The sequence below is a fragment of the Brevibacterium sp. HMSC063G07 genome (assembly GCF_001810665.1).
Taxonomy (GTDB): domain Bacteria; phylum Actinomycetota; class Actinomycetes; order Actinomycetales; family Brevibacteriaceae; genus Brevibacterium.
The window spans coordinates 325519-352508 of sequence record NZ_KV802321.1 but is presented as its reverse complement, the minus strand read 5'-3'; the positions used below and the strand labels follow the sequence as shown (position 1 = coordinate 352508).

General features: G+C 62.7%; 25 protein-coding genes and 1 tRNA gene. 10 read left to right on the top strand and 16 right to left on the bottom strand.

The window, feature by feature from the left end; translation table 11 throughout:
• The first annotated feature begins 14 nt into the window (after positions 1 to 14).
• Positions 15 to 827, top strand: a complete 813-nt coding sequence (locus HMPREF2757_RS01650; RefSeq protein ID WP_070573022.1) for a RecB family exonuclease — start codon at positions 15 to 17, stop codon at positions 825 to 827.
• Here the strand turns inward: HMPREF2757_RS01650 and HMPREF2757_RS01645 are convergent.
• A complete protein-coding gene (locus tag HMPREF2757_RS01645; protein ID WP_256278245.1) occupies positions 805 to 1464 on the bottom strand; it encodes an HAD family hydrolase in 660 nt (219 codons plus the stop codon). The genes HMPREF2757_RS01650 and HMPREF2757_RS01645 overlap by 23 nt on opposite strands.
• A 67-nt stretch (positions 1465 to 1531) precedes the next feature.
• Between HMPREF2757_RS01645 and HMPREF2757_RS01640 the strand changes: the two genes are divergently transcribed.
• Complete coding sequence (locus HMPREF2757_RS01640) at positions 1532 to 2365, top strand: PAC2 family protein (RefSeq protein ID WP_070572741.1); 834 nt, start codon at positions 1532 to 1534, stop codon at positions 2363 to 2365.
• Positions 2366 to 2372: 7 nt separating this feature from the next.
• Here the strand turns inward: HMPREF2757_RS01640 and mshC are convergent, their stop codons facing one another.
• The 3 genes from mshC to HMPREF2757_RS01625 are packed head-to-tail and all read right to left on the bottom strand — an operon-like array spanning position 2373 to position 4985.
• Positions 2373 to 3626: a cysteine--1-D-myo-inosityl 2-amino-2-deoxy-alpha-D-glucopyranoside ligase gene (gene mshC, locus HMPREF2757_RS01635; protein ID WP_070573020.1), complete on the bottom strand. Its 1254-nt coding sequence runs from the start codon at positions 3624 to 3626 to the stop codon at positions 2373 to 2375.
• Positions 3627 to 3651: 25 nt separating this feature from the next.
• Positions 3652 to 4449, bottom strand: a complete 798-nt coding sequence (locus tag HMPREF2757_RS01630) for an SCO1664 family protein (protein WP_070572740.1) — start codon at positions 4447 to 4449, stop codon at positions 3652 to 3654.
• Positions 4446 to 4985 carry a DUF3090 domain-containing protein gene (locus HMPREF2757_RS01625; RefSeq protein WP_070572738.1) on the bottom strand — a complete coding sequence of 180 codons (540 nt, stop codon included), beginning with the start codon at positions 4983 to 4985 and terminating at the stop codon, positions 4446 to 4448. Before HMPREF2757_RS01625 ends, HMPREF2757_RS01630 begins: the two co-directional genes overlap by 4 nt.
• A gap of 46 nt (positions 4986 to 5031) precedes the next feature.
• On the opposite strand from HMPREF2757_RS01625, the gene HMPREF2757_RS01620 reads away from it, so the two are divergent.
• Both HMPREF2757_RS01620 and HMPREF2757_RS01615 read left to right on the top strand, forming a co-directional pair.
• A complete protein-coding gene (locus HMPREF2757_RS01620; protein WP_070572736.1) occupies positions 5032 to 5346 on the top strand; it encodes a hypothetical protein in 315 nt (104 codons plus the stop codon).
• Positions 5347 to 5480: 134 nt separating this feature from the next.
• Positions 5481 to 6326 (top strand): undecaprenyl-diphosphate phosphatase, encoded by an 846-nt coding sequence (locus tag HMPREF2757_RS01615; protein WP_070572734.1) that lies wholly within the window; start codon positions 5481 to 5483, stop codon positions 6324 to 6326.
• A gap of 23 nt (positions 6327 to 6349) precedes the next feature.
• Here the strand turns inward: HMPREF2757_RS01615 and HMPREF2757_RS01610 are convergent, their stop codons facing one another.
• Positions 6350 to 7015, bottom strand: coding sequence for a histidine phosphatase family protein (locus tag HMPREF2757_RS01610; protein WP_070572732.1), 666 nt, complete (start codon positions 7013 to 7015; stop codon positions 6350 to 6352).
• A 59-nt stretch (positions 7016 to 7074) separates the two neighbouring features.
• Between HMPREF2757_RS01610 and HMPREF2757_RS01605 the strand changes: the two genes are divergently transcribed.
• On the top strand, positions 7075 to 7269 hold the full coding sequence (locus HMPREF2757_RS01605; protein ID WP_070572731.1) for a DUF5703 family protein: 195 nt from the start codon (positions 7075 to 7077) through the stop codon (positions 7267 to 7269).
• The gene (locus HMPREF2757_RS01600; protein ID WP_070572729.1) at positions 7266 to 8240 is read left to right on the top strand and encodes a DMT family transporter; all 975 of its coding nucleotides are present in this window, start codon (positions 7266 to 7268) and stop codon (positions 8238 to 8240) included. The genes HMPREF2757_RS01605 and HMPREF2757_RS01600 overlap by 4 nt, the downstream gene beginning before the upstream one ends.
• A gap of 27 nt (positions 8241 to 8267) precedes the next feature.
• Here HMPREF2757_RS01600 and HMPREF2757_RS01595 read toward each other — a convergent pair whose 3' ends face one another.
• Both HMPREF2757_RS01595 and HMPREF2757_RS01590 read right to left on the bottom strand, forming a co-directional pair.
• A complete protein-coding gene (locus HMPREF2757_RS01595; RefSeq protein WP_083304036.1) occupies positions 8268 to 9578 on the bottom strand; it encodes a M20/M25/M40 family metallo-hydrolase in 1311 nt (436 codons plus the stop codon).
• 3 nt (positions 9579 to 9581) lie between these two features.
• Positions 9582 to 10211 (bottom strand): hypothetical protein, encoded by a 630-nt coding sequence (locus tag HMPREF2757_RS01590; protein ID WP_141750123.1) that lies wholly within the window; start codon positions 10209 to 10211, stop codon positions 9582 to 9584.
• Between the two features lie 506 nt (positions 10212 to 10717).
• On the opposite strand from HMPREF2757_RS01590, the gene HMPREF2757_RS01585 reads away from it, so the two are divergent.
• Positions 10718 to 11170, top strand: a complete 453-nt coding sequence (locus tag HMPREF2757_RS01585) for a hypothetical protein (RefSeq protein WP_070572726.1) — start codon at positions 10718 to 10720, stop codon at positions 11168 to 11170.
• A gap of 688 nt (positions 11171 to 11858) precedes the next feature.
• On the opposite strand, the gene HMPREF2757_RS01580 is transcribed toward HMPREF2757_RS01585, so the two are convergent.
• The 4 genes from HMPREF2757_RS01580 to HMPREF2757_RS01565 all read right to left on the bottom strand — a co-directional run bounded on the left by HMPREF2757_RS01580 (position 11859) and on the right by HMPREF2757_RS01565 (position 15481).
• Positions 11859 to 11946 (bottom strand) — tRNA-Leu (locus tag HMPREF2757_RS01580).
• Positions 11947 to 12022: 76 nt separating this feature from the next.
• A complete protein-coding gene (locus tag HMPREF2757_RS01575; protein WP_070572724.1) occupies positions 12023 to 12859 on the bottom strand; it encodes a MaoC/PaaZ C-terminal domain-containing protein in 837 nt (278 codons plus the stop codon).
• On the bottom strand, positions 12859 to 14199 hold the full coding sequence (locus tag HMPREF2757_RS01570; protein WP_070572723.1) for a 3-oxoacyl-ACP reductase: 1341 nt from the start codon (positions 14197 to 14199) through the stop codon (positions 12859 to 12861). Before HMPREF2757_RS01570 ends, HMPREF2757_RS01575 begins: the two co-directional genes overlap by 1 nt.
• 1 nt (position 14200) lies before the next feature.
• Positions 14201 to 15481: an acetyl-CoA C-acetyltransferase gene (locus HMPREF2757_RS01565; RefSeq protein ID WP_070572721.1), complete on the bottom strand. Its 1281-nt coding sequence runs from the start codon at positions 15479 to 15481 to the stop codon at positions 14201 to 14203.
• A 53-nt stretch (positions 15482 to 15534) separates the two neighbouring features.
• On the opposite strand from HMPREF2757_RS01565, the gene HMPREF2757_RS01560 reads away from it, so the two are divergent.
• Both HMPREF2757_RS01560 and HMPREF2757_RS01555 read left to right on the top strand, forming a co-directional pair.
• On the top strand, positions 15535 to 16134 hold the full coding sequence (locus HMPREF2757_RS01560) for a TetR/AcrR family transcriptional regulator (RefSeq protein WP_070572719.1): 600 nt from the start codon (positions 15535 to 15537) through the stop codon (positions 16132 to 16134).
• Complete coding sequence (locus tag HMPREF2757_RS01555; RefSeq protein ID WP_070572717.1) at positions 16131 to 18206, top strand: acyl-CoA dehydrogenase family protein; 2076 nt, start codon at positions 16131 to 16133, stop codon at positions 18204 to 18206. Before HMPREF2757_RS01560 ends, HMPREF2757_RS01555 begins: the two co-directional genes overlap by 4 nt.
• Positions 18207 to 18257: 51 nt before the next feature.
• Here HMPREF2757_RS01555 and HMPREF2757_RS01550 read toward each other — a convergent pair whose 3' ends face one another.
• The 5 genes from HMPREF2757_RS01550 to HMPREF2757_RS01530 form a co-directional block, all read right to left on the bottom strand.
• Positions 18258 to 19337 (bottom strand): homoserine O-acetyltransferase MetX, encoded by a 1080-nt coding sequence (locus tag HMPREF2757_RS01550; protein ID WP_070572715.1) that lies wholly within the window; start codon positions 19335 to 19337, stop codon positions 18258 to 18260.
• Positions 19338 to 19343: 6 nt separating this feature from the next.
• Positions 19344 to 20726, bottom strand: coding sequence for a bifunctional o-acetylhomoserine/o-acetylserine sulfhydrylase (locus HMPREF2757_RS01545; RefSeq protein ID WP_256278243.1), 1383 nt, complete (start codon positions 20724 to 20726; stop codon positions 19344 to 19346).
• A gap of 159 nt (positions 20727 to 20885) precedes the next feature.
• Positions 20886 to 24164, bottom strand: coding sequence for an error-prone DNA polymerase (locus HMPREF2757_RS01540; RefSeq protein ID WP_083304035.1), 3279 nt, complete (start codon positions 24162 to 24164; stop codon positions 20886 to 20888).
• The gene (locus HMPREF2757_RS01535; protein WP_083304034.1) at positions 24161 to 25795 is read right to left on the bottom strand and encodes a DNA polymerase Y family protein; all 1635 of its coding nucleotides are present in this window, start codon (positions 25793 to 25795) and stop codon (positions 24161 to 24163) included. The genes HMPREF2757_RS01540 and HMPREF2757_RS01535 overlap by 4 nt, the downstream gene beginning before the upstream one ends.
• Positions 25788 to 26444: a hypothetical protein gene (locus HMPREF2757_RS01530; protein ID WP_070572712.1), complete on the bottom strand. Its 657-nt coding sequence runs from the start codon at positions 26442 to 26444 to the stop codon at positions 25788 to 25790. Before HMPREF2757_RS01530 ends, HMPREF2757_RS01535 begins: the two co-directional genes overlap by 8 nt.
• A 63-nt stretch (positions 26445 to 26507) precedes the next feature.
• Here HMPREF2757_RS01530 and HMPREF2757_RS01525 point away from each other — a divergent pair, with 63 nt between their 5' ends.
• Positions 26508 to 26975: a tRNA (cytidine(34)-2'-O)-methyltransferase gene (locus tag HMPREF2757_RS01525; protein WP_070572710.1), complete on the top strand. Its 468-nt coding sequence runs from the start codon at positions 26508 to 26510 to the stop codon at positions 26973 to 26975.
• The last annotated feature ends 15 nt before the right edge of the window (positions 26976 to 26990 follow it).

The following is a 26990-nucleotide window of genomic DNA, read 5'->3' as shown; positions in this document are numbered from 1 at the left end:
ACTAGGCTGTGTTCATGGTCTCGCTCAATGCTCTTTCACCTTCGCGCGCCAATGACTTCGTGTCGTGCCCGCTGAAGTTCCGCTTCCGCACAATCGACAAGCTGCCAGAACCGCCGAGTGAAGCGGCGTTCAAAGGAACGCTCGTCCACTCTGTTCTCGAGGGGCTCTTTGATCTGCCAGCCGAGGAGAGGACCGCCGCCGCTGCGCGCTCCCTCATAGCGCCCAGCTTCGGGGAGCTTGCAGACAAGAACGCCGCGGAGCTCGCTGAGCTTTTCCCTGACGAACCCTCCCGACTGAAGCTCTTCGCTCAGGCAGGCGAGCTGGTGGACCGCTATTTCACACTCGAACTGCCCGACCGTCTGGAGCCGGCCGGACGAGAGCAGTTTGTGCAGGCCAAACTGGACAATGGCCTGCTGCTGCGCGGATTCATCGACAGGATCGATGTGGCCCCGGGAGGCGAAGTGCGGCTTGTCGACTACAAGACCGGCAAAGAGCCCAAACCCCAATACTCCCGGGAAGCGGAGTTCCAGATGCGCTTCTACGGCGTCCTCAAACACCGCACGGACGGCACTTTGGCCCACACACTGCAGCTTATGTACTTAGGCTCCGGAACCATTAAGGCCATGCGGCCGCAGATGACAGACATCGAGCGGACGGAAGACGAAATCCTGCACATCTGGGACGACATCGTGCAGGCGGCCCTGACCGACACCTGGCGGCCGAAAAAATCACCCCTGTGCGGGTGGTGTCATTTCAAGGACATATGCCCAGCCTGGGGAGGCCGGGCGCCGGAAACGCCGGAGATCACTTCGATTGCCGGCAGGTAGCCGCCTTCGCAAAGTCTTCGAGGGACAGGCCCTCCAGGCTGTGAACAATCGACCAGCGGGGGTCGTCTGGAATATCAATGTGGCACGGCACAACGAGAGTGCGGGCCCCTGCGCTTGATGCCGAGAGGGCTCCGTTGAGGGAATCCTCGATCGCTATGCATTCCTGAGCACGCAGGCCCAGAGCCTTCGCACCCACCTCGTAGGGCTCCGGGTGCGGTTTGCCGTGCTCCACCTCGTCTCCGGTGATGACCGCATCGAAGGTGCCTTCGGGCAGGCTGGCGACAACGGCGTCGGCCAAGGGCCGAAACGACATCGTGACCATTGCCGACGGAATGCCGACCCGGCGAAGCTGCCCGAACAGCTCTCGCACACCGGGACGGAACGGCACCCGCTGCTGCACTTGGGCAATGACGTCCTGCGTTAGACGGTTGATGATCTCCAGCGGCTCAAGCGGTACGCCGAGGTCGATGAACACCTGGGCGGACACGCTCAGAGCATTGCCCACGAGCTTCAGCCCCTCTTCTTCAGACCACGGCAGACCGTACTGAGCGGTCAGCCGGTGTTCGGCTTCAATCCAGTACGGTTCGGTGTCGACGATTGTGCCGTCCATATCCCACAGGACTCCAGAGAATTCCATGCCTCAACCCTAAAAGCTGCGTATGGTCTAAGAGCAACGCCCCGGTGAACGCGGCTAGGCTGACGACATGGCATTTCTTCCCAGTCAGGGCGGTCAGGCTGTGGTCATCGGCCTGCAGGGGCCCAACAGCCCCGACGATGCGGCCGCCGTAGTGATCGACGTCCTCAAACATCACATAGACGACGGCCGCCTGGTCGATCTCAGCGTGGCCGAAAGCTACGACCGCGAGAAGCATCCGCCTTTCATCGTCCGCCCCGATGGCAAGCCCGTTGTTGTGTACCCGCACGTCATCGGAATAGAAGGCTCAGTTGAGCGGTCGGACAGGTCGTTGAACATGCTGCTCGTGTCCGGTCCGACTCCCCTCGACATGTGGGAGGAGTTCATCGAAGACCTGCTGGATTCACTGGATCCAGACAGCGATGTCGTCATCTTCTTGGCCTCAGAGCCGGCCGCGGTCCCCCACACGCGCAGCCTGCCCGTGCGGCTGACCTCAGAGGACCCTGGCATCGTGAACTGCCCGGGGGTGCAGCAGCAGGAATACGAGGGAATTGCGAATCTGCAGGACGCGCTTGCCGTTTCTATGGTCGAGGCGGGGATTCCGGCAATCACCCTGACGTGCGCAGTGCCTGACTACGCTGCGCTGTCGCCCTCACCCAAGGCAGGTCTGGCGCTTCTGTCTGCACTCGAAGACGTCATCGGCACCACCTTTGAGCCCGATGATCTGACAGAAGCCGCCAGGGCGTGGTCTGACGGGGTAGACATGATTGCAGAAGCTGACGCCGAACTGGCCAAGCGCATCAAGATGATGGAAGAAGAGTACGACCTCGCCGGTGCGCACGACGGCGAGGACATTGCGCGCGAATTCGAGAAGCTGTTGCGCCGCCGCGAAGAGGACCGTTAAGCGGGAATCACAGTTTGATGCCCAGAAGAGCATCGACTGCAGCGACAACGGCTTGCGTGTTCTCATCAGCGACTGATCCGGTCTGTCGGGCTGCAGCCCAGTCGTCAATCACCGACAGGGCGTTCGGCGTGTCGAGATCGTCTGCAAGCTCACTGCGGATTTCGGCGACGACGTCTGCCGGATCGGAAGAGTTTGCACACTCGGCGGCTGCGCGCCATGTGCCGAGCCGGTTCTCTGCGGCAGACAGGACGCTGCCGCTGTACTCCCAGTCAGACCGGTAGTGGTTGCCGAGAATGGCCAGCCGGATGGCCATGGGGTCAGTTCCCGCTGCGGTGAGCTTCGACACGAGCACCAGGTTTCCCAGGGATTTGCTCATCTTTTCGCCCTCATAGGCGACCATGCCGGTGTGCATGTAGGCGTCGGCAAACGGCGTGCCGGTCAGTGCGATCGCATGAGCAGCACCCATTTCATGGTGCGGGAAGATCAGGTCCGATCCCCCGCCCTGCACGGTCAGCGGATAGCCCGCGTACTTCCCGGCGATGACGGCGCACTCAATGTGCCAGCCGGGACGTCCCGGCCCCAGTTTCCCGCCGGGCCACTGCGGTTCGCCTTCGCGGGCAGAACGCCACAGAAGAGCGTCGAGGGGATCTTCTTTGCCGGGCGTGTCGGGGTCTCCCCCGCGTTCGGGGAAGATCTCCAGCATCTGCTCGCGGCTGTAGTGAGATTCGGAGCCGAACGGCGGTTCGACCTGTGTGCCGATGCGGTAGTACACGTCGCCGTTGTCCAGCGTGTAGGCCGCTCCCTGATCAAGCAGGTCTTCCACTGCTGTCACGACGTCTGGAATCGACTCTACCGCCCCTATGTAGTGCTTAGGCGGTATGACTCTGAGTGCTTCCATATCAGAGAAGAACAGCCGGATCTGACTGTCGGCGAGTTCGCGCCAGTCAACTCCCGTCGCATCGGCGCGCTCCAGAAGGGGATCGTCGATATCCGTGGTGTTCTGGACGTACACAACATCGGCCCCCGCATCAATCCACGTGCGAAGGAGAACGTCGAATGCGACGTATGTGGATGCGTGTCCCAGGTGCGTTGCGTCGTAGGGCGTGATGCCGCACACGTAGAGCCGGGCCTGCCCGTCGTTGAGCAGACCGCTGACAGGTCCGCGGGCCGATGTGCTGTAGACGGTGCTGTCGGCTGGGGCGGGCGGGAGCACTGGGAAGTCGGACAGAGTCGGAACTTCGGGAGCTGACCAAGATTTCACGCCACCCAGCATAGCCGCCTGTCGTCTATATCGGGGGCCAGGGAATCGCAAGCTGGTCCTGGGGCATAAACGGCACAGTTCCATGTTGAGCGAGCATTCCCGCCCGCAGCGCCAGTGCCCCGCGCTCATCCGGGGTCAGGTATTCGGCGAGGACATCTGGGACCGAACCGGCAATAGAGTCCAGGGCTGAGCGCATCGAATCCGGCACTGTCACCCCCGAAAAGCCCCACAGGACTGTACGCAGCTTTGGCTGCGTGTGGAATGACAGCCCATTGTCAATTCCGCAGAATCGAGAGGCCGCGTGCGGATCCCACGTGCCGGGCAGAATGTGGCTGCCTTTGCGGTCAGCATTATTGGCCACGGCGTCGAACACGGCCAAGCGCAGCAGCCCATCATCCGGGCTGTGCGCAATGACCACCTGTTCGCCCGTCTCGGTTTCACCGGCTGCAGCGACCAGCCAGCCGTCAGGGACCTCAGAGGGCGGGCAAACAGTCACGGGGAGCTCGTAGTCACTGTCGGAAAGCACATATGCCTGCAGCGACCCCGGGCCCAGCGGGCCGTCATCAAGGAAGACAGTCGGCGGCACCTCGTCAATGCCCAGCAGACGCGCCAAGCGGAAGGCCGCGACTTCTCGTCGCGCCAGCGAACCGGCCGGAAAATCTCGCAGGGGCCGTTCACCCCGAACCGGCTTGTAGATGCCCCGCCGCATAGTCGGCCCGGAGCCAAAATCCCCTTCCAGCAGGCACAGAAAAACTTCGTTCGAGGCGCCGGGCACCTGACCGAGCACCGTCACCTGGGCTTGCGCCAGAGCGGATTCGATCATCGGGGAACCCCGTTGGCACGCGGGCACAGATGACCGCCCGGATCCAGGGGCAGGGAGCAGAACGGGCAGTCGGCGCGACCAGCGTTGACAACCTGGTCGGCGCGACGGGCGAACTCACGGGCAGATTCCGCGGACAGAACAACGCGCAGGACCGGCGCTTCAGCATCATCGTCGTCTGGTCCAAGGTTTATCGCGGAACATTCGATTTCCAGGTGACGGCGGCGGGTGTCCCACCCCAAACTCATTGTGCCCACGCGGAACTCCGGGTCGACCGGCATTTCGAGGTTGGCGTTGTCAGCATCGCCCGGGTCCGGTCCGGCAGGGATCATGTAGCCGTCAGCCGAACGAGACCTGACCATGTCCAGCAGTTCGTTGATTCGCTCGCCGAGAAGCTCGACCTGTTCCTTTTCGAGCGCAACGGTGACAACCCGATCGGCCTCCTTTGCCTGCAGATAGAAAGTGCGGTCCCCCGGCAGGCCGACGGTGCCCACGATGAACCGGTCGGGAGCGGGGAAGAAGTATTCGCTGGGAGCCATAGTCAACAGGGTAGTCGCTCAGCTCACACACGGTTACGATGGAACTATGAGCTCAGAACCGGAAGTCGCCCTCGAAGCCTTCATCGCAGCCATCCGCGAACACTACGCGGCCGCAGTCAAACGGACCTCCGACACCGACGAACGCGTCGAAGCCGCCTACATGGCACTTGCTGACGCGTATGAAGTCTACGAAGACGCACTGTACGTCGCCTATGACGAAGTAACCCCGTTCGAGCTTTTCGACGACATAGAAGATGCCCGCGAAGACGGCACTTTCGACGACGACTTCGACGATTTTGATGACGACGATGACTTCGACGACCCCGACTCTGACGATGAGGATGACGAAGACGACGACTGAGACTCGGGCGTCGACTGTGGGCAAGCTCTAAGCGATTTGCGGGCGAGTTTCCGCACACTGGTCAGCCTTGTCCGTTAGAGTCCCGTAGGGCCTGCTGAGACCGGCAGGACCGGAAGTCGTTTCGAAGGGATCGCATGGACTGGCTAGTGGCGACCATTTTGGGAATTGTGCAGGGACTCACTGAATTCCTGCCCGTGTCTTCGTCTGCGCATTTGCGGATCGTAGGTGAGCTGCTCATGCCGGGCCGTGAGCCGGGAGCGTTCTTCACCGCCATCATTCAGGTCGGCACAGAACTTGCCGTGCTCGTCTACTTCTGGAATGACATCGTCACGATCATCACCAAGTGGTGCAAAGCGCTTGTCGGCAAACACGATCGGCGCGATCCCGAAGTCCGCCTGGGCTGGCTGATCATCATCGGCTCTATTCCGATCGGAGTTTTGGGACTTCTGTTCGAAGAACAGATCACCTCGACATTCCGGTCGCTGTGGATCGTTGCGACGATGCTCATTGTGTTTGCGATTCTCATCGGCGTGGCTGACGCGGTCGGCAAGCGGGTGAACACTCTGGAAACCATGCACTGGGGCCAGGGACTCGCATTCGGATTTGCGCAGGCGCTGGCCCTTGTGCCCGGTGTTTCACGTTCGGGCGGAACGATCATGGCCGGTCGTTTTATGGGCTTCACCCGGCCCGCCGCGGCACGCTACTCATTCCTGCTGGCTATCCCCGCTGTTATGGCCTCGGGCGCCTACAGCCTGTTCAAGGCGGCAAAGGATCAGATTGAAGGAACGGCGTCCATGACGATCGGCTGGGGGCCGACTCTTCTGGCCACCTTCGTGTCGTTCGTAGTGGGCTATGTCGTTATCGTCGGCTTTCTGAAGTTCGTGCAGACGAAGTCGTTCGCTGTTTTCGTGTGGTACCGGATTGCCCTGGGCCTGCTTCTGTACGTGCTGCTGGGCACGGGAGTCCTCACCGCCGCCTGATTACCAGGCGCCGCCGGGCTTGTTCAGGCCCCTCCCCCAAGTGTTCGCGCCTGTCCTGTCTGCCCCTCGGACGACACGGACATGGCGGTAAGCACGGGAACTGGACCCGAGTAGTCGACTGTGGTCAGGGATCCGGGGGCTGCGGCGGTTCGCTGAAAGTGCTGCAGCGGCATGCCCAGGGCATCGGCGACAGCCATTTTGATGATGTCACCGTGGGTTACTACAACTGCCGTGGCGCCGCTTTCGAGAACGCTGAGCTCACTGAGGACAAGCCTGACTCCGCGGCGTGTTCGAAGCCAGGCGTCGTGCTGTGCTTCACCGCCTGGGAAAACCATGTCCTGCGGATTGTTCTGCACGCGGTCCCACGCGGGCAGAGTGCGCAGCTCTTCAAGTCGACGGCCAGACCAGTCGCCGTAGTCGACTTCAGAGAACTCTTCCATCACGGCGGCAGTCGGAGCAGCCGAGCCGTGTTTTTCGGCGTAGGCGGACATCAGAAGATCAGCCGTTTCGGCGCATCGTGCTATGTCAGAGACACGCCACAGAGCGACGCCGGAAGGCAGCAGACCAGCCGCGTCGCGCGCCTGCTGGCGGCCTGTCGCCGTCAGCGGATTGGCACCTCGGCGACCGGCGAGGATGCCTGCTAGGTTCGCCTCCGATTGTCCGTGGCGCGCGAAGATGATCTTCACCATAGAATCAGGCTAACGCGATGATACAGTGACGGCCACCCCAGGGAAGGAGCGAAGCCCAGGTGAAGCGAGAAATCGAATACGAAGTGCGCCAGGTGACTTTCCACCCGAAGATTTCGCGCAGCGAATCGCTGCGGGCACTGACCGAAGCGGCTGATACGGGCCGCTGGGAGCTGGCCCGGACAGTAGTCGGAATGGGCGGCCAGAAGACCGTCTGGCTGCGTCGCCGCGTTATGACGGTCGTGCGCACCGCATGAGGTCAGGCCCCAATCTCCTCTACATTTTTCCGGCCATTGCGACCGGACTCGCGGTTTCCCTGCAGGGGAAGTACAACGGTGAACTGACCGTCGAAATCGGCCACTGGATCTACAGTGCGGCCGTGTCTTTCGGCGGCGGGCTCGTCCTCATCTCCATTGTCACTGCGATACTCCCCGCCGGGCGGCGAGCCATTGCAACCACTGTCGGGCTTCTGCGCTCAAAGGCCCTTCCCTGGTGGATGTGTCTGGGCGGGCTCGGCGGCACCACGATCGTCATAGCCCAAGGCATCACGGTTCCGGCTTTCGGCGTAGCCGTTTTCACTATGAGCTTCACATCTGGCCAGCTGCTCGGTGCGCTGATCGTAGACAGCACACGGCTGCCCGCCGGCGGGCCGAAGCCGATTACCCTCGGCCGGCTCGTCGGTGTTGCCGTCGTTCTGGTGGGTGTGGCGATTGTGAGCGCCGGAGCATTCACGTCCGGCCTGCAGTGGTGGATTCCTCTGATTCCCTTTGCGTCCGGTGCGCTCACAGGGCTGCAGCACGCTTTCAACGGGAGGCTGTCAGCCGCCTCTGGTTCTGCGCTTGCCGCGACGACGATGAACTTCGTGGTCGGCCTTGCTGCCTTGGCTGTTGCCTGCGCCGTTGTGTTTGCCGCAGGCACTCCCCCGCTGAGGTTTCCGTCTGAACCGCTGCTGTATTCCGGCGGTCTGTTCGGCGTTGCCTTCATCTTGGTGTCCGCGCTCATTGTTCCTCGGCTGGGCGTGCTCATTCTGAGCCTGTCAACGCTGGTGGGCAATATGGGCGGTTCGCTCATCATTGACGCGGTGGCGGGAAGCGAACAGGCATTCACTCCTGCTTCGCTGGTGTCAATTGGGCTGGTGGTGCTCGGGGTTGTGATTGCCACTCTGCCCGGGAAACCCGTTATTGGGGGCCGCCGGGCAGTGCGGTCACACATCGACGTCGGCAGCTGATTGTGCAGCGGATGCCAGTCGCGCCGGTTAGGCGTTGATGAGGAAATCTCCCAGGATCTGCGTGCCGAATTCCAGGGTGTCGGTCGGGACGCGTTCGTCGACGCCGTGGAACATTGCGGGAAAGTCGAGATCCTTCGGCAGGCGAAGCGGGATGAACCCGTAGCCGGTGATCCCCAAGAAGCTCAGAGCTTTGTTGTCGGTGCCTGCTGACAGCGCGTAGGGCAGGACGTGGGCGTCCGGGTCGTAGGCGTGGACGCTGTTCTTCATCTGCTCGACGAGGTCGCCTTCGAAAGGCGTTTCGAGTGAAACGTGCTGAACCACCGGGACGATGTCGACGTCTGGACCAGCGAGTTCTTTCAGCTTCAGCAGAGCGTCTTCTGTGCGTCCGGGAATCGGTCGGCAGTCGACGAGGGCTTCTGCTGAACCGGGAATGACATTGTGCTTGTAGCCCCCGGCAAGTGCAGTCGGGTTTGCGCTTGTGGCAAATGTCGGTCCGACGAACTTCTCCACTGAGCCGAGTTCGGCGAGCAGAGCTGGGAAGTTCTCCTCCGTGTATTCGATTCCGGTGAGTTCCGCCACACCCTTGAGCAGTTCACGGGTTGCCTGAGGAATCTCTACGGGCCATTCGTACCTGCCTATGCGAGAGACAGCTTCGGCCAGCTTCACGATGGGGTTGTCGTCATTGCGCTGCGAGCCGTGGCCTGCGGTTCCCTTGGCTACCAGCTTGAGCCACTGCAGGCCCTTTTCCGCTGTCTGGACCAAGTAGACCCGCTCACCGCGCACATCGACGGAGTAGCCGCCGACTTCCGACACAGCTTCGCTCGCCCCGGCGAACACGTCGGGGTGATTGTCGACCATCCAGCCGGAGCCGAACTTTCCGCCTGCTTCCTCATCGGCAAAGAACACCACGAGGATGTCGCGGTCAGGAACAATGTTCTCGCGCATCATCTGGCGCACGACGGCAACGATCATGGCGCAGCCGTTCTTCATGTCCACAGCACCGCGGCCCCACAGCAGTCCGTCTTTGACCTCGCCGCCGAAAGGATCGACGCTCCATTCGGATGCATCTGCTGGAACGACGTCGGTGTGGCCGTGCATGACAAGTGCAGGCCTGTCCGGGTTCTTGCCCTTGATGCGGGCAACCAGGTTGGCTCGCCCGGGTGCCGATTCGTAGATCTCAGAGTCAAGCCCGACTTCTCTGAACTTCTGGGCGATGTAGTCAGCGGCAGGCCTTTCGGGGTTGGCCTTGCCTTCACCCCAGTTCTGAGTGTCAATCCGGATAAGCTCTGAGCAGATCTGAACAACTTCGGACTGAGCGGCAGAGAAGTCGATGTTCAAGGGTCACTCCTGTCTTTCAGTAGCCTGTGCTTCTTTCGCGGCGGACCAGCTGCCGAAGAACTTGCGCAGCGCCGGTCCAGAAGGCCGGTGTGCTCCCAGGGCGTTCTGGTGAGCCACCCACTCACCGTACGCGCGGAAGGACTGGTCGGACTGAGAATCTGCAATAAAGTCCGTCACAGACTGCACGTACTCTTCTCGGCTGAACCGGGTGGGCCCAGGAGCTTTGCCCCGGGTGGAAATGGGAATGCCGAGGCTGCGCATGGCAGTGTTCCACTGTTGGCCGCCGAGCTGAGCGCGCACGGTTTGGCTGGTGGGCGGCCACAGACGAACGCCTGCACTGCCGGCGCGGACAAGACGCGAAACAAACTGGCGACGCGATTTGTCGTAGGCAACAGCACTGAGCGGTTTGGCCGCATCAGAGCCTATGTGCTGTTGGGCTGCGGCGATGAGCCCTTCAATCTCGCTGATCTTCTCTGAGGGTGTGCCCTGCTGGGCGAAGCGCTCGAGGAGCACACGGCGGATCTCTGGGCTGAGAATACGGGCGCCGTGGTCGACAGGCAGTTTGTGGATGCGGCCGTATGTCGCCAATACCGCTGCCGTTGTCAGCTCTGATTCGAGATGCGCTTCTGCCATGCGTTCTCCGTTCATCCCAGCGCTCTTTCAGCTGATATAAGGCCAAGCGTACCGCGAGGAGCAAGAGCAGCGCGCGTTCTTCCTACAGGGTTTGGTACGCGGTGTCAGCAGCGTGGCGCGTTGGAAGGAAGTGCTGAAGCTGTCTGGTCCAACCCACTTATGTGGCTGGTATGAATCCACCGGCTATTGACAGGTATCGCTGTATTGGGCGTTTCTGTGCTGAGGTTTCACAAACACCGATATTGGTTGCAAATCACGGGCAAATTTGCGGGCCTTTGAATCTGTACTGAGCATAACAATCTGTGATCATCACCGAACTGTCTCACCTACCGTAATCTCATCTGAAGAAAACTGTTTCTGTTGCCCCTTGCTATATTCTGGACGCATAAGCGAACAGCGCCGCAAGATAAGGATGAAATATGCGACGTACATTCATGCTGGCAGCCGTTGCTGCTTTTCTACTGGTTTCCGGTTGCGGATCCGGACCAGATGGCCAAGCAGGAACTGTGACTGAAACGGAGGCCGCGAAAGCTCCCAAAGGACCGATCAAGGTTTCTATTGGCGACACTGTGGACGATGAGGAGGGTGGTTCGATCACCGCGCACGGGTACCGCGTGACGACCGACACTTTGGGCAAGAAAGTCGGCGCTGTTGACATTGAAGTCTGCCTTGGGCCGGACGTGCCCGCTGGGGTTGAAGACGCGGAAGGGCATGTCACGACTGATTATTGGTCTGCGGTCGACAAGGAGAATCGTCGTTACCAGCACCCGGGTGAATGGTCGGAGAACAAGGACGTATCACCCGTGCTCGATCCGGAGACTCCGGCTAGTTGGGGTGACTGTGTCCGAGGTTGGGCGCTCCTGGAAACGAACGACAAGACTGACGTCACAGAAATTCGCTACTACCGCCCCAAGGACGAGAACAGAAATGCCACCGATATCCGGTGGGCTGTGAAGTAGGATGAACTGCCAAACAACGCAAATGCGCCGGCATGTTGACCTATAGCCCTGTCTGCGGTGCGTTTGATCCCAGATAGAGCGCAAGGCCCGGAACTTCGGTTCCGGGCCACGTTTGTCTTTGTGCGCTGTGAGCTGTTTCGTTATGGCATCGTTCACTCCTATCTGGCGTCTGTGCACAGATGTGCCAGATGGTTGGTGGCCCCGGCGAACCGCGTGGTTTCAGGACATCGTTCACCCCTGCCGCTGGGAATTGGGTTGCGGATGTCTCATGACATAGTTCCGGTGATGTGTCGGGTCATCGTTCACGTCTACATTCAGACTGCCGACACCCTTTAGCCGGGTTCTGCGCCTTAGCAACAGCTTCTAACGGGAGTTTCGGCTGCTCAAAGGAGTCTCCCTGCGGCTCAAGCGTGGATGTGGTGTTAACGGGTGTGGGGACGCGGAATAGTCAGCCATCCAGCAGCCGCGCTGGCAAGAGACAGCCCGCAGGTTTCAGTGGGTTCTGCAGATTAGGGCACATATAGAGGCGATCCGTGATGGACTTGCCTCCATATGTGCCCTAATCTGCACATCCCGCAGCTTGGGGATGCAGGACCTACAGCGGGGAACGATGACCCGACACATCAGCCGCCCCACACACAAAAAATCCCGGAACATCGAGTGAACGATGTCCCGGGACTTCACACTGTGCGCGGAGGGGGACTTGAACCCCCACGACCGTATAAGTGGCCACTAGCACCTCAAGCTAGCGCGTCTACCAATTCCGCCACCCGCGCTGGGCAACAGATGACACTTTACACGCTGGTCAGGCGATTGCAAAATCATCTGTGCACCACCCGTTCTGCGAGGCTCCTACACGCCCAGCGGACGGATCCGGGAAATGACGTGGGGCGCTCCGTCGGTCTTTCGGGTGACAGCCGTCGTAACGCCGTCACCGGCTTGTGCCAGGCTGAATTCCACAGTGCTCGGCAGCAGGACCGGCTTGGCGAACTGGATCTCCCACACACAGGACTCACGCTCGACATCTGTCGAATTGAGCGCCCGCGAAGCCGTGTACATTCCGTGGGCAATGCGCCGCGGAAACCCGAAGGCCTTTGCTGCGACTGCGCTCAAATGAATCGGATTGCGGTCGCCGGACACAGCGGCGTAGCTGCCGCCGACTGCAGGGTCGAGCTTCCACTGTGCTGTTGGCCGTCCTTCCGCGTGCCATTCGATCCGCGGAACCGCTTCGCCTTCTGCCGCGCCGATAAGCTCCGCACCCTTAGCCAGGTAGACCGAGGTTTCTTCGAAAACCAAGGCTCCACCTCGGCGACCGATCACGTGAATATCGACCACAGCACCCTTGGTGTGTAGGCGAGGAGTTGAAACAGACGTTTCTACCTCGAGTTCGTCATCCACCCATACGGGTGTCAGCAGTTCAAAGCGGTTGTAGACGTGGACCATGCCGAGCACCGGCAGCGGGAACGCCTTGTCGGCCATGAGCTCGAGCGAAGGCAGGAAGCCCAGCGTGTGCAGATAGGCGGGACTGACGCGGTTGCCCACAGTTCCCGAGGTGACGCGCTGGAAGCGCGCCCACGCCGACGGATCAATACGGTGCGTTTGCGTCACGGATCTTGCGGGCGCGGATGCTGCCCTCGGTCCGCGGCGCAGTGCTGTAAGAGCCGCTTTCACATAGATGGAAGTGCTCATCACGCACCCACCATATTCTGCCCGCACACCCGCAGGGTCTGCCCATTGATGCCGCCGGCCGCGGGGCTTGCAAGGAACGCGATGGCCTCTGCGACATCGACCGGCAGACCGCCCTGCTGGAGGCTGGACAGGCGCCTGGCAACCTGGCGGGTCAGGAACGGCATAGCCGCGGTCATATCGGTTTCAATGAAGCCGGGTGCCACCGCGTTGATGCTGCCGCCGCGAGCAGCAAACTCGTCAGCACAGGCAGCTGCCATTCCGATGACACCGGCCTTGGAGGCAGAGTAGTTCGTCTGGCCGCGGTTGCCCGCAATACCCGATGTCGAGGCGAGGCTCACCACGTGCGGTTCGTTCCCCCACGCATCGGCCAGCTGGGAGTTGATGCGCAGCTGTGATTCGAGGTTCACCGCAAGCACCGCCTCCCACTGCTGCTGATTCATATTGGCCAGCAGCTTGTCGCGGGTGATGCCGGCGTTGTGCACGAGGATATCGACGGCAGCGCCCACATCCTCGGCAAGACGGGCGCCTGCGTCTTCTGCAGTGACGTCGAGAGCGCACGCGCGTCCGCCGATCGAGTTCATGGTTTTCGCGAGAGCATCGCCAGCTGGCGGGACGTCAACGCCGACTACGTGTGCTCCGTCGCGGGCAAGGGTCTTCGCAATCGCTGCGCCGATACCGCGGGCGGCACCCGTAACGACAGCAGTCTTCCCTGCTAGGGGGCCGTCGTCCCCAGTCGCTGCGAACTGTTCAGCGCCAATCGGTGTGCCTGCTGTCGAGTTCACGCGTAGGAACTGGCCGGACACATAGGCCGACTTCGAGGACAGGAGGAACCACAGGGCGCCCCGGACGCTCGGTGCGTCGAGGTCCACGCCGTCCAGCTGGATGCCGTTTGTCGTTGAGCCGCGCAACATTTCATGTGCCAGTGAGCGCGTGATGCCTTCAACTGCTTTGCGTGCCGAATTGAGTTCAGCAGACACACTGCTGCCCGGTGCGTGGCCAATTGTGACGATCCGGGCACAGGCGCTCATGCGCTTCAACGCCGCACCAAGCCCCAGGGAGATCTCTGCGAGGTCCGCGGGCGCTTTGATCTGGGTGTAGTCGGCAATGATTCCGCTGTATCGGTAGGCGGGGTCAAAGCTGCGGTGCACGCTGAAGCTGTTCTCCTTGAGCATGTCAGCCAACTGGTCTGCTGCACTGCCCGTGCCGACCACCAGAATCGGCTCTTTCAGATAAGCCGAACCGCTTGCAAAGCGCCGCAGCTTCACCGGTGCCGGCAGTCCGAGTTTCTTGATGATGCCTGCCAGCGGGCCGTTTGCAATGTTGATGTACTTATCAGCCATGTCATGCCTCCACAATTGCTGTGAGTCCCTGACCACCGGCCGCGCAGATGGAAATGAGAGCGCGTTTGCCGCCGGTTTCCTTAAGGTGCTTGGCTGCCGAGGCGACGATCCGCCCGCCCGTTGCCGCGAAGGGGTGACCGGCGGCCAGCGATGATCCATTCGGGTTGATCTTGCTGCGTTCGATCGCACCGAGAGGGGCGTCCAAGCCCAGGCGCTCACGGCAGAACTCTTCCGATTCCCACGCCGCGAGGTGACACAGAACGGTCGATGCGAACGCCTCGTGGATTTCAAAGAAGTCGAAGTCGGCGAAGGTGAGGCCATTGCGAGCCAGCAGGCGCGGCACCGCGTAGGCGGGAGCCATGAGCATGCCCTCATTGCCGGTGACGAAGTCAACAGCCGCAACCTCGGCGTCCTTCAGGTACGCAAGCGGCTCGAAACCGTGCTGCTGAGCCCAATCCGGGCTGGACAGCAGGACTGAAGAAGCGCCGTCGGTCAGCGGTGTCGAATTGCCCGCGGTCATGGTTGCAGGCGCATCTAGCCCGTGACCGAAAACCGTGCCGAGGCGTGCAAGGGCTTCCGGGGTTGAATCGGGTCGAAGGTTGCCGTCGACAGTCAAGCCAAGGTACGGGGTGACCAGGTCGTCAAAGAATCCGCGGTCCCACGCGGCTGCAAGATTCCGGTGTGAGGCCGCGGCAAGCGCGTCCTGATCCTCACGGCTGATGGCCCAATCAGCGGTGGTGCGGGCCTGGTGTTCACCCATCGACAGTCCGGTGCGCGGTTCGGTGTTGCTCGGAGGTGACGGTGCGAGGTCGGCTGGCCGAATGCCCGCCAGAGCTTTGAGGCGCGCTGGCAGAGTGCGGGCGCGGGAAGCCTCCAGCAGCGCCCGTCGAAGGCCTTCACTGACTGCAATGGGGGCGTCCGAGGCGGAGTCGACTCCTGACGCGATGCCGGCTTCGATCTGGCCGACTTTGATCTTCTGCGCAATCGAGACGACGGATTCGAGTCCTGTTGCGCACGCCTGCCCGAGGTCGAAAGCCGGAGTCTGCGGTGCGAGAGCCGAACCGAGAACAGCTTCGCGCGTGATGTTGAGATCGCGGGAGTGGCGGAGAACAGCACCGCCGGCGACAGCGCCGAGCGTGGTGCCGGCAAGGCCGAATCGTGCGGTAAGCCCGTCGAGAGCCGCGGTGAGCATGTCCTGCACGGAAGCTTCGGCGTATTCACGGTTGGCGCGGGCAAAAGGTATGCGGTTGCCGCCGAGAATGGCGGCTGGAGTCTGTGACACGGGAACCTCCTGAAGAGTTATCTGATACGAACAGTACTTGATACTGTGGCCGTATGGAACCGCAAAGACGCGATGGTCGCGCAGCACGATGGGACGCCCACCGCGCTCGCAGGCGCGCTGACCTGCTGCGCTCGGTGCGCAAGGCCGTCGACGCGCACGGCGATCTGTCAATGGATGAAATCGCCGCCGAAATCGGCACTTCCAAGACCGTCGTCTACCGCTACTTCGGTGACCGCACGGGTCTGCGCCGGGCTATGGGCGAATGGGCGCTCAAGCGCATCGAGCGCAGCCTCGACACCGGCGGGCAGGGCGCACCCAAAGATGAACTGCGAGACATGATCTTCGCCTTCGCACAATTTGCCGCAGGATCGCCGAATGTCTACCGATTCTGTGAAATCGCAGTCAGTCCAGACAGCCCGTTCATGAAGGGCATTGCCGAACTCATCGCCGCGCGCCTGCGCTTGAAGGGACCTGACGGATTGGCGTGGTCATACGGAGCACTGGGATTCATCCACTCTGCTGCACAGCACTGGCTGGCCCAAACACCGGTTGATGATCGCCCCGCTGACGACATTCCCTCCCATGAACATCTTGCCGCCACCCTGACCGACTGGCTGTACGCATCAGCCGCCACCCTCCCAGGAGAATCATGAGCCGCAAAGACCATCTGACGCTCGACGTCGACGTCCTGTCCTCCCTGCTTGACGGCACCCGCGCAGAATCCCGCGCTGCCGGTCGTGAATTCGCCGGAGGCGACGGCCTCCTGCTCGATGACAGCTGGACGCTGTCACAGAAGCGCGAGGCAACCCGCGAGAGCCTGCAGAAGCTCATCGATACGGGAATTGCGCGCTCTCCCCTGCCGAAGCGGCTTGGCGGGGACAACCGACACGACCAGCACATCACGATGTTCGAAGAGATTGTCACCGTCAGCCCGTCACTGCAGATCAAAGCCGGTGTGCAGATCGGCCTGTTCGCGGGCGCCATTCATCACCTGGGCAACGAGCAACAGCACGATGCGTGGCTGCTCGACGCGATCGAAGGGCGCCTTCTGGGCTCTTTCGCTATGACGGAAATCGGCCACGGCTCTGATGTTGCCGCTGTCGCCACAACTGCCGAGTACGATCCGCAGACACGCGAGTTCGTGATCAACACGCCGTTCCGCGCGGCGTACAAGGAGTACATCGGCAACGCGGCCTGTCACGCGCGTGCAGCGGTCGTGTTCGCCCGCCTCATCACCGCCGGTGTTGATCACGGCGTGCACGCACTGTTCGTTCCCGTCCGCGATGAATCCGGCAATCCCCTGCCCGGCGTCACAATCGAAGACGACGGGCACAAGGGCGGCCTGGCCGGTGTCGACAACGGCCGCTTTGCCTTCGATAACGTACGAGTTCCCCGCACCAACCTGCTCGACCGCTACGGGGCCGTCTCCGAAGACGGCGAGTACAGCTCCCCCATCGAATCACCCGGCAGGCGCTTCTTCACTATGCTCGGCACTCTTGTGCAGGGCCGCGTATCGCTTGTGGGCGCTTCCAACGCGGCGGCAAAACTGGCCGCCGACATCGCCGTGCGCTACGCACTGGCCAGGCGCCAGTTCCAAGCACCGGGTGCCGCAGAAGAATCTACGCTGCTGTCCTACCGTCGCCACCAGCACCGACTCATGCCGATGCTTGCGAAGATCTGGGCCAATCAAGCTGCATACGACCGGCTTCTGGACCGTTTCGACGCTGTGTTCTCCGGCCGAGAAGACACCGAAGAAGCCCGGGCAGAACTCGAAACCCTGGCCGCGGGACTGAAGGCCACAACCACCTGGGAAGCCCTTGACATCATCCAGGAAGCGCGCGAAGCGTGCGGCGGTGCAGGCTTCATGGCCGAAAACCGGCTGGTGGGACTGCGCCACGACCTCGACGTGTACGCCACGTTCGAAGGCGACAACACTGTCCTCCTGCAGCTGGTGGGCAAACGCCTGCTGACCGACTACGCGAGCGAAATGCGCGACCTCGACGTCGGCGGCATTGCCCGCTATCTCGGCAGCTACGCCGCGGAGCGAACACTGTTCCGCTCCGGCATTGCCAGTGTCAGCTCAACCATTGGCGACATCTTCACTCCCGCAATGAACGAAAAGCGCATCCGCTCCGGCCGCCTGCAGGAAGCCCTGCTGGCCTCGCGGGCAGAAGTCACGCTGACTGAGCTCGCCGCCAATCTCCGACCGGCGAAGAAGATGAGCTCAGCCGATGCCGCGGAGCTGTTCAACGATCACCAGAACGACCTCATTGAAACGGCGCGGGCCTACATCGAGCTGTACAAGTGGCGTGCACTCAACGACCTCATGCACTCCGTCGACACCGAAGACAATCCAGCAGAAGCGAAGTTCCTGCGGCGCCTGCGTGACCTCTACGGTCTCGAACTCATCAATGCGCACGCCGGATGGCACATCGCCAACGGGCGCCTGTCCATGACACGCGCCCGGCAGGTTGAGCCGACCATCAACCGTCTGGTGCGCAAACTCGCCGCCAACGCCGCCGAGGCAGCAGCGGCGTTCGGCTACGGCCCCGAACACCGCCGCTGCCCGATAGCCGACGGCGCAGAAGAACACTGCCAGCAGGAAGCGCACGACTACTACGCCGAGCTCAAGCGCAGCGGGAACATGCCGCGGGATGAAAAGGACATCTACCGCCGCAGGCAGCAGAGAGAAGCCCAGCTGAGAGCCAAAGCCGCGGACAGCTGATCTGAACCGCAGCGGCGCCTGCGAAAACGCGGCTGCGCTGCCTGCACCTCGTCAGTCGAGGAAGCGCGACACGTAGGCGCCCACTGCGCGGGCTTCCGTGAGGAAGCCGTCGTGACCGACTTCCGTGGGAATCTCGGCGTACTCGACCTCGCCCGGCAGGTTGTCGGCAATGAGCTTCACCTGCTGCGGCGGGTAGAGTCTGTCTGTCGACAGCGACAGAATCAGCGCCGATCCCGTATAGCGCGACAGCGCCTGGTCAAGAGTGTCCGCGCGTCCGCGACGCACGTCGTGATCGCGCAGGGCTTCAGTCAGGAGAATATACGCCTGCGCGTCAAAGCGGCCCACGAGTTTGTCCCCGTGGTAGTCCAGATAGGACTGCACAGCGTAATAGGGTTCGTCAGCCCTGTGCTGCAGACTGCGGCCGAAGCGCGAATTGAGCTCGGCATCGCTGCGATACGTCAAGTGCGCAATCTGGCGGGCCAGACCCAAGCCCTTTTCGGGTACAGCACCCAGTGCGGCATAGTCACCGCCCGCGTAGTCAGGGTCCATCGTGATGGCGGCAACCTGCGCGTGCGCCCAGGCAATCTGGTCCGCCTCGGAATACGCGGGGGCGGCCAGAACCGTCAGCCGCTGCACACGCTCAGGCGCTTCAAGAGCCAATTCCAAAGCCCTCGCCCCGCCCATCGAACCGCCAATCGCCGCATACAGGCTCTCAATGCCCAAATGGTCCAGCAGGAGCAGCTCCAGACGAGCCATATCGCGGATGGTGACCCGTGGAAAGCGCCCACCGTAGGGCAGACCGTCCGGTGCGGTCGACAGCGGTCCGGTAGTGCCGGTGCAGCCTCCCAGAGCATTGGTGCAGATGACGAAGAAGCGGTTGGTGTCAATCGGTCGACCCGGACCGACAAGCTCTTCCCACCACCCGGGCGCGGCGCCGGCCGCATGGGCATCCATGCGGCCGGACGTCACGTGAGAGTCACCGGTGAGGGCGTGTTCGACAATCACCGCATTCGTCTTCTCGGCGTTGAGCGTGCCGAATGTTTCATATGCGACGCTGACGTGCTCGAGAGTTCCCGACTCAAGGGTGAAGTCGTCGATCTCGAATACTCTGTTCACACTGGTGACTGTCATAGTGGATCAGCCGCGGGCCGCGGCGAAGCCCTTCTCGAGGTCGGAGAGGATGTCGTCGATGCCCTCAATGCCCACCGACAGGCGGACAAACGCGGGATTGACTCCGGCTGCAAGCTGCTCTTCTTCGCTCAGTTGGGCGTGAGTTGTCGAAGCCGGGTGGATGACGAGCGAACGGACATCGCCGATATTGGCCACGTGGCTGTGCAGTTCGAGTGCTTCGACGAACTTCACCGCTGCGTCGTAGCCGTCTGCGATGTTGAAGCCGAGAACCGATCCGACGCCCTTGGGCAGGTACTTCTTTCCCGTTTCGTACCACGGGGAGGACTCCAGTCCCGCGTAGGCCACCGATTCGACGTCGTCGCGAGCTTCGAGCCATTCGGCGACCCGGGTGGCGTTTTCAACGTGGCGCTCCATGCGCAGCGACAGGGTTTCGATTCCCTGCTGCAGGAGGAACGCGTTGAACGGCGATGCCGAATTGCCGAGGTCGCGCAACAGCTGCACGCGGATCTTCAGTCCGTAGGACACATTCGCGCCGAACGGCGAGTCAGCGCCGAGGTCACGGGCGAAGACCAGGCCGTTGTAGGAGTCATCCGGTTCGTTGAAGCCGGGGAACTTCTCCGGGTTCTTGCCGTAGTCGAAGTTGCCGGAGTCGACGATGACACCGGCGATCGAAGTGCCGTGCCCGCCGAGGAACTTGGTGGCCGAGTGCACGACGACATCAGCACCGTGCTCGATGGGACGCAGCAGGTACGGGGTTGCCAGGGTGTTGTCGACGATGAGCGGCACCCCGGCTTCGTGTGCGACGTCGGAAACAGCGCGGATGTCGAGCACGTCCGAACGGGGGTTCGAAATGGTTTCGCCGAAGAACGCCTTGGTGTTGGGCTTCACGGCGCGCTTCCACGCTTCGATGTCGCTGGGGTCGTCAACGAAGGTCGTTTCGATGCCGAGCTTGCGCAGAGTCACGTTGAGCAGGTTGTAGGTGCCGCCGTAGAGGCTGGGGCTGGACACGATGTGGTCGCCGGCTTCGACGATGTTGATGAGCGAAAGAAACTCTGCCGACTGACCCGAGGAAACGAGAACCGCGTGGACGCCGCCTTCGAGGCTGGCGATCCGGTTTTCGACTGCTTCAACCGTCGGGTTGGTCAGGCGGCTGTAGATGGGGCCCAGTTCCGCGAGGGCGAAGCGGTCGGCCGCGGTCTTCGTCGAGTCGAAGACGAACGAGGTGGACTGGTAGATGGGCAGGGCGCGTGCGCCGGTCTGGCTGTCCACTACCTGGCCGGCGTGGATCTGGCGGGTTTCAAAAGCCTGTTCGGCCATGGGGTTCTCCTCAGCGAAATCGTGTGTCCCAGTTGGGTTCGGTCTGGTCGTGTCTGGGCTGTCAAAGCTCACGCTAGGTTCGTGTGCGCCCCTGCTGCCGCGGTCTCGTCATGTCTGTGTCACGGCTTGTCATATTCGGTCACACACTCGTCGGTTCGCGTCATGAAGCAGATATGAACGGCAGTTCAGACAGCCTTGAAGTCGGCAGTCGCGACACCCGCCGTCACAGTGCTACTGGAAGTCGCGGGAGCGGACGGGCAATTCGACTTCCAGCGGCACGAGGCTGTGGGCGTAGAGGCTGATGACAGTCCCTGCGCGCTGAATGAGGCCCGTGACCGCTATTGCACTGCTCGTGAGCGCATGTGGTGAGAACCGGCGGATGAACCCGCGGGTGCACACGATGTTGAGCATGCCGAACTCGTCTTCCAGGTTGATGAACGTGATGCCCTGCGACGTGCTCGGCCGCTGTCGGTGCGTCACAATCCCGGCGACAGTCACACGCTGTCCCTGAGCGGCGCGCCGCACATCTGCCGTCGACCAGCAGCCGCGTGCCGCAAGCTGAGCGCGCAGGTGCTCCGTTGGATACCCCTCAACAGTGATTCCGGTGGAGAACAGCTGTGCGAGCGTGACATCGAAGTCGTCCATAGTCGGCAGCGTGGGCGACTGTGCTGCAGGCGCGGTTCCCGGGAGCGTCTGCGGCCCCGCCCGGCCCAAAGCACCGGCCGTCCACAGCGCCTGGCGGCGGTCAACGCCAAAGCAGTCAAAGGCTCCGGCGGTGGCAAGGGCTTCAAGCACCCTCACGCCCACCCCGGTGCGTTCGGCAACATCGACGATTGACGTGTACTCCCCTCTCTGCCGTTCCTGTTCTATGGCACAGGCGGCATCGGCAACCCCCTTGACTTCACTCAGCCCCAAGCGGATGGCGAACCCGCCGGAAGACTCGGCATCCGCCTCGAGATCCGTGCGCGCGCCAGAAGAGTTGATGTGCACGGGGCGAATGTCAATCCCGTGGCGCCTGGCATCGGAGATGAGCGACTGCGAAGAGTAGAAGCCCATGGGCTGGCTGCGCAGAAGCCCCGCTGTGAAGGCCGCGTGGTGGCGGTATTTGAACCACGCGGATTCATAGACCAAGCCCGCAAAGGACAGTGCGTGAGACTCCGGGAAGCCGTAGTTGGCAAATGCCGCGATCTTGTCGAAGATGACCTGCGCTGTCTGTTCGTCAATTCCGCGCTGGGCGCATCCGGCGTGGAAGCGCTGTTGAAGTTCGCGCATCTTCCGCTGGCTGCGGGAAGCTCCCATGGCGCGGCGCAGCTCATCGGCGTCTGTCCCGGAGAACCCGGCGACGTCAATGGCCAGCTGCATGAGCTGCTCTTGAAACAGCGGAACCCCGAGTGTCTTCTCCAGTGCCTGTCGTGTGCTGGGGTGAATGTAGTCGACATCCTCCAAGCCCTGCTTACGGCGAATATACGGGTGCACGGACCCACCTTGAATGGGTCCGGGTCGGATGAGCGCAACCTGCACCGCGAGGTCGTAGAAGCTGCGCGGTCTGAGTCTGGGCAGTGTGGCCAGCTGAGCGCGCGATTCCACCTGAAACACGCCCAGTGCATCGGCGCGGCACAGCATGTCGTAGACCCCGTCCTCCTGGGGTATCTGCGCCCGGTCGATGCGCGTTCCGGTGTGGCGGTCAACGAGGTCGACCATTTCGTGCAGCGCCCCGAGCATGCCGAGGCCCAGAAGATCGAATTTGACCAGGTCCATCGCCGCACAGTCATCCTTGTCCCACTGGAGCACCGTGCGGCCGGGCATGGAGGCCTGTTCGATGGGAACCACTTCACCCAGGGGACGGTCGGCAAGAACCATGCCGCCGGAGTGGATGCCCAGGTGCCGCGGTGTGCCCAGCAGACCTTCTGCCAGCTGAAGCACCTGGGGCGGGGCCGGGGATTCATCGGCCGGAGGAAGAGAGCGCCAGCGGCTGATGCCCTTGGTGAACGCGTCTTGTTGGCCGGGGCTGTAGCCCAGTGCGTGCGCGGCATCCCGTATGGCCGATCGGGGCCGATAGGTGATGTAGTTGGCCACCTGCGCTGCGCGGTCGCGCCCGTAGGTTCGGTAGGTGTACTGGATGACTTCTTCGCGCCTGTCGGATTCGATGTCGAGGTCGATATCCGGGTAGCCTGCGCGCTCGGGGCTGAGGAAACGGTCAAACAGCAGCTGGAACTGGACGGCGTCGACGGCTGTCACGCCGAGCACAAAGCACACCGCCGAATTCGCTGCCGACCCCCTCCCCTGGCAGAAGATGTTGTTGTCGCGGCAGAAGCGCGCAATGTCTTCGACTATGAGGAAGTAGCCGGCAAGCCCCATGGAGTCGATGACGTCGAGTTCGCTGTGGACCTGCTCCCACGCCCGAGGTGCCGCTTCCGGGCCGCCGTATCGTTTCCAGGTGCCTTGGGTCACCAGATCGCGCAGGTGCTCGCTGTCTGTTCTTCCGTCCGGCACGGGCGGACTCGGCAGCCCGGCGCGTGCTGCGCGCAGCTCGAATGCACATTCGTCTCCGATGGCAGCGGCGGTAAGGACCGGACCGCGGCCGAATCGCGCCAGCATTTCGGCTGGTGTGTGGATCCTGGCGGAAGCTGTCGGCGGCAGCCACCCGGCCAGTTCGGACAGCGGAAGGCGGGAGCGAACGGAAGCCCGCACCTGCGCATCGTGGAATCCTGAGCGGTCAGCGTAGTGCACCGCGTTTGTGGCTGCGGCGGGCAGACGGAACCGGGCTGCGAGATCTTCGAGGTGGGCTATGCGCGCATCGTCGCCGGGAAGGCCGAAGCGGGTGAGTTCGACGACAACCCGTTCGCGGCCGAACAGGTCGACAAGCCGCCGCAGTGCGCCCGCGCCCCCATCGGGATCACCGAGTGCCCGGCCCAGGTGCCCTTTGCGGCAGCCGGTGAGGATCTTCCAGTCGGCTTCGAGTGCTGCGAGTTCTTCGAGCTCGAACACCGGCCTGTTCTTTTCGCCGCGCATACTGGCTCGGGTGATTGCCGCTGACAGCTGCCGATAGCCTTCAACCCCGGCGGCCAGCACCAGCAGGTGATGAGCTTCAGGGTCAACCTGGCCGGGGATCTTCTTCTGAAGTCCGAGTGACAGCTCCGCGCCGAACACCGTGGGGATCTTGTGTTCACGGGCGGCCTGGGCAAACTGCACTGCCCCGCCGAGGCTGTTGTGGTCTGTCAGCGCCATCGCACTCAGTCCCGTCAGGGCTGCCTCCTCTATCAGTTCGTTCGGCTGTGAGGCCCCGTCGAGGAAGCTGTAGACCGAGTGAGCGTGCAGTTCGGCGTAGCGGATGGCACCTGGGGCCGTGCGCACGGCAGGCACGGGTGGTGCCGATGGTGACGAGGGGCCTGCTTTTGCGGCGGCGGGCCAGCCCGCTCCTACCGGGCTGCCAGTTGCAGGGCCCGGCTGCGTGGCTGACAGGCGCCGTTCGAGTTCCGACCACGGTGTGCGGGGGTTGAAGCCGCTCATTCGTACCTGCCGGCAATCGACCACTGCCCGTCTTCTTTTTTCAGCAGAAAGGCACGATTGTCGTCTGTCAGCACCTGCAGGCGAACCCGGTACTGTCCCGGTGGGTCCCACCATTCGGCTTCGACGGGCCAGGCGGAAGAGTAGGCGATCACACGGCTGTGTTCCCCTCCTGGCCACACGATCCTGTCCGGTGGACTGTCCAGCCCTGACGGTCTGGCCACGACCGTGTTGCCGCGTGTGTCAAAGAGGTCGATATCGGCTGTCTCAACGAGGGTAGGTCGGGGTGCCGGAAGTGCGCCGGGCCAGGGCGCCTGACTGTCTCTGAGCGGCCGAGGCGACTGCTGCCACGGGGTCCACAGGTTCGTTTCGCTGGGTTCGCGGCCGCCCTGTACGTGCGGTACGCGCACGGCGTCGGGGCCGAAGAGCCCCTGTAGGCGTTCGAGTGTGCGGCTGACGTCTCCTGACCGGGAACTGAAAAGATCCGCGGTGCTTTCCAGCGGGCGGACGAGTTCGGCCGCTGTGAGTTCGATGAGGCTGACGCCGTCGCTGTCGGGTTCCGGGGAGCCGGCGTCTGGGGCCTGCGATGCTGAGACTGGAGTGTTGCCGCGTGTGGCCATCCAGCCATCAGCCTGCCAGCGGACGCGGTCGGCAATGTGCGATTCGTCCATGTCCGGCAGTCGCCACGTGCGCTGTTCGGGTTCTGTCCCGCGGCTGTGCAGGACGACTGTCACCTGCGTGCACACCAGTCCGGTGGAGCGGACGCGACGGAACAGCTCTGCCGCTGCGCTGCGCGCATAGAAGGACAGTGCGTCGGATCGGCCGGTGGGCGGTTCTATGGGACAGGAGACAGTCACATCGACCGCCCGGAGATGGGTGGTCGGAAGAGATTCGGTCAGCCCCGCCGCCAACAGCCGGGCTCTCCGGCCGACAGAGCCGAAGCGCGTGTAGACGCTGTCAGCTGACAGTGCCGCGAGATCACCCAGGGTTCTAAGCCCCAGGCGGTTCAGCTGCTGGGCGAAGTCCGCGTAGCGCTCCGGGTAGGCTTCTGCCAGAGTGCTGACCGGCAGCGGCGCGAGGAATTCTGCGGTTCTGCCTGCCTCAACGCGATGTGAACGATGCGCTGCGAGCACCGCCGCAAAAGGCGAGTCGGCAATGCCCGCCAGCACTTCCCACCCGGTGGCATCGGTCAGCACCGTCAGCAGTTCTTCTGCCGCGGCGTCTTCAGTGTGGGTGTGGGAAAAGGAGCTGACGGGAACGCCGACGGTGCCCGGCCGCAGCAGAGTGAAGCGAGCCATGCGATCTTCGAGGATTCCCACGCTGCGGGCAAAGAGCCGCTGTTCGATGTCTTCGCTGTAGTCGAGAACAGCCGCCTGCGGGCAGCGGTGACCGACGGCTCGGCGGCCCAGGCCCACGGCAATGCCTGCCGCCCTGGCCTGCGCGTCGGCGCTGATGACACGCCCGGCGTGCAGAACGACAGCCGGTGTGCTCGGCGGAATGTCGGCAGCTTCAGCATGAGCGACGGCGGTGAAATCGGGAACGTGGAGCACGAGCGTGCGCAGAGTGCCTCCGGGTTCAGCCGGCCGACGCTGGGCAGCTGTGCGCGCAGTGCTGGCGCGGCGAGAATCAGACAAGGCGAAAGCCCCTTTCCTCAGCGCACCCAGATGGGCCGGGCAGGAGCAGCTGGACACGATCGCGGCCGCGGTGGACCGTAACAGTGCATTCGCTGAGCGCTCCCGCGCCCTGTGCCAGGCCCGTCCACCGTGGCGAAGTGACAGACACTGTGCTGCCGGCGGTCCCCTTTGGCTGTCTGCTGCGCCCCACTACGAGCAGACTCATGTTCCTTTCGCGCACTTTTGCCCGCAGGCGCGCCTGTTCGGCGGGTGTGAGCGAGAAGCCCGGGCGGACAATGACAGCGGAAAAGGACTCCACGAGAATCGACACGGCACGCAGCCAATCGCGGGTGTCGACTTCAATGCTGGCAAAGCGGCTGAGGGAAACTCCGTAGTCGGCAATTGCCTGAACCGCGGGCTCCCCCACCCCAACAGCGGCCGTCCAGCAGTCTTCTGTGCTCAGGCGCGCCACGGACGCCAGTGCGAGCGACAGAGCCTGCGGCCCGACGATCTCAGTTATTTCACCGCGCGGCAGACCAGTGGGAAACACTGAGCGCAGCCCGGAGACCACGGGGAAGGCGGGCTTTGCCTCCGCCAGGTCGCGAGCAGTGCTCACACCCGGCAGGCGGCGCAGCTGCGCAAGCGCTGCGGACACGGCATGAACGGACATACACCCAGTATCGAACGGGTGTTCTAATAGTGCAAATGGATCTTCGAATAGACTAGTGGACCTATGAAGCTCAGCCTTGTCTTCCACACCCCCGAAATTCCCGGCAATACGGGCAACGCCATCCGCCTGGCCGCTGTGACGGGGGCTCACCTTCACCTGGTGGAGCCGCTGGGTTTCGATTTGTCTGACGCAAAGCTTCGCCGCGCGGGACTGGACTACCACGACCTCGCGCACGTTACGGTCCACCCGAACATCGACGACGTCTTCACACAGCTGGTCGGCCGTCGCATCATCGCGTTCACAACGCACACCGACAAGCACTTCGGCCACCTTGAGTACCGCGAAGACGACGTTCTGCTCTTCGGCCGAGAATCCACGGGACTGCCGCAGAGCGTTGTCGACGATCCGCGGATCGAAGAGCGCGTGCGCATCCCCATGCTGCCCAGCCGCCGCTCCCTCAATCTTGCCAACTCCGCATCCATTGCCGCCTACGAAGCCTGGCGCCAGCTGGGCTACCCCGGCGGCTGCTGAACGCCAGAAGGAGAC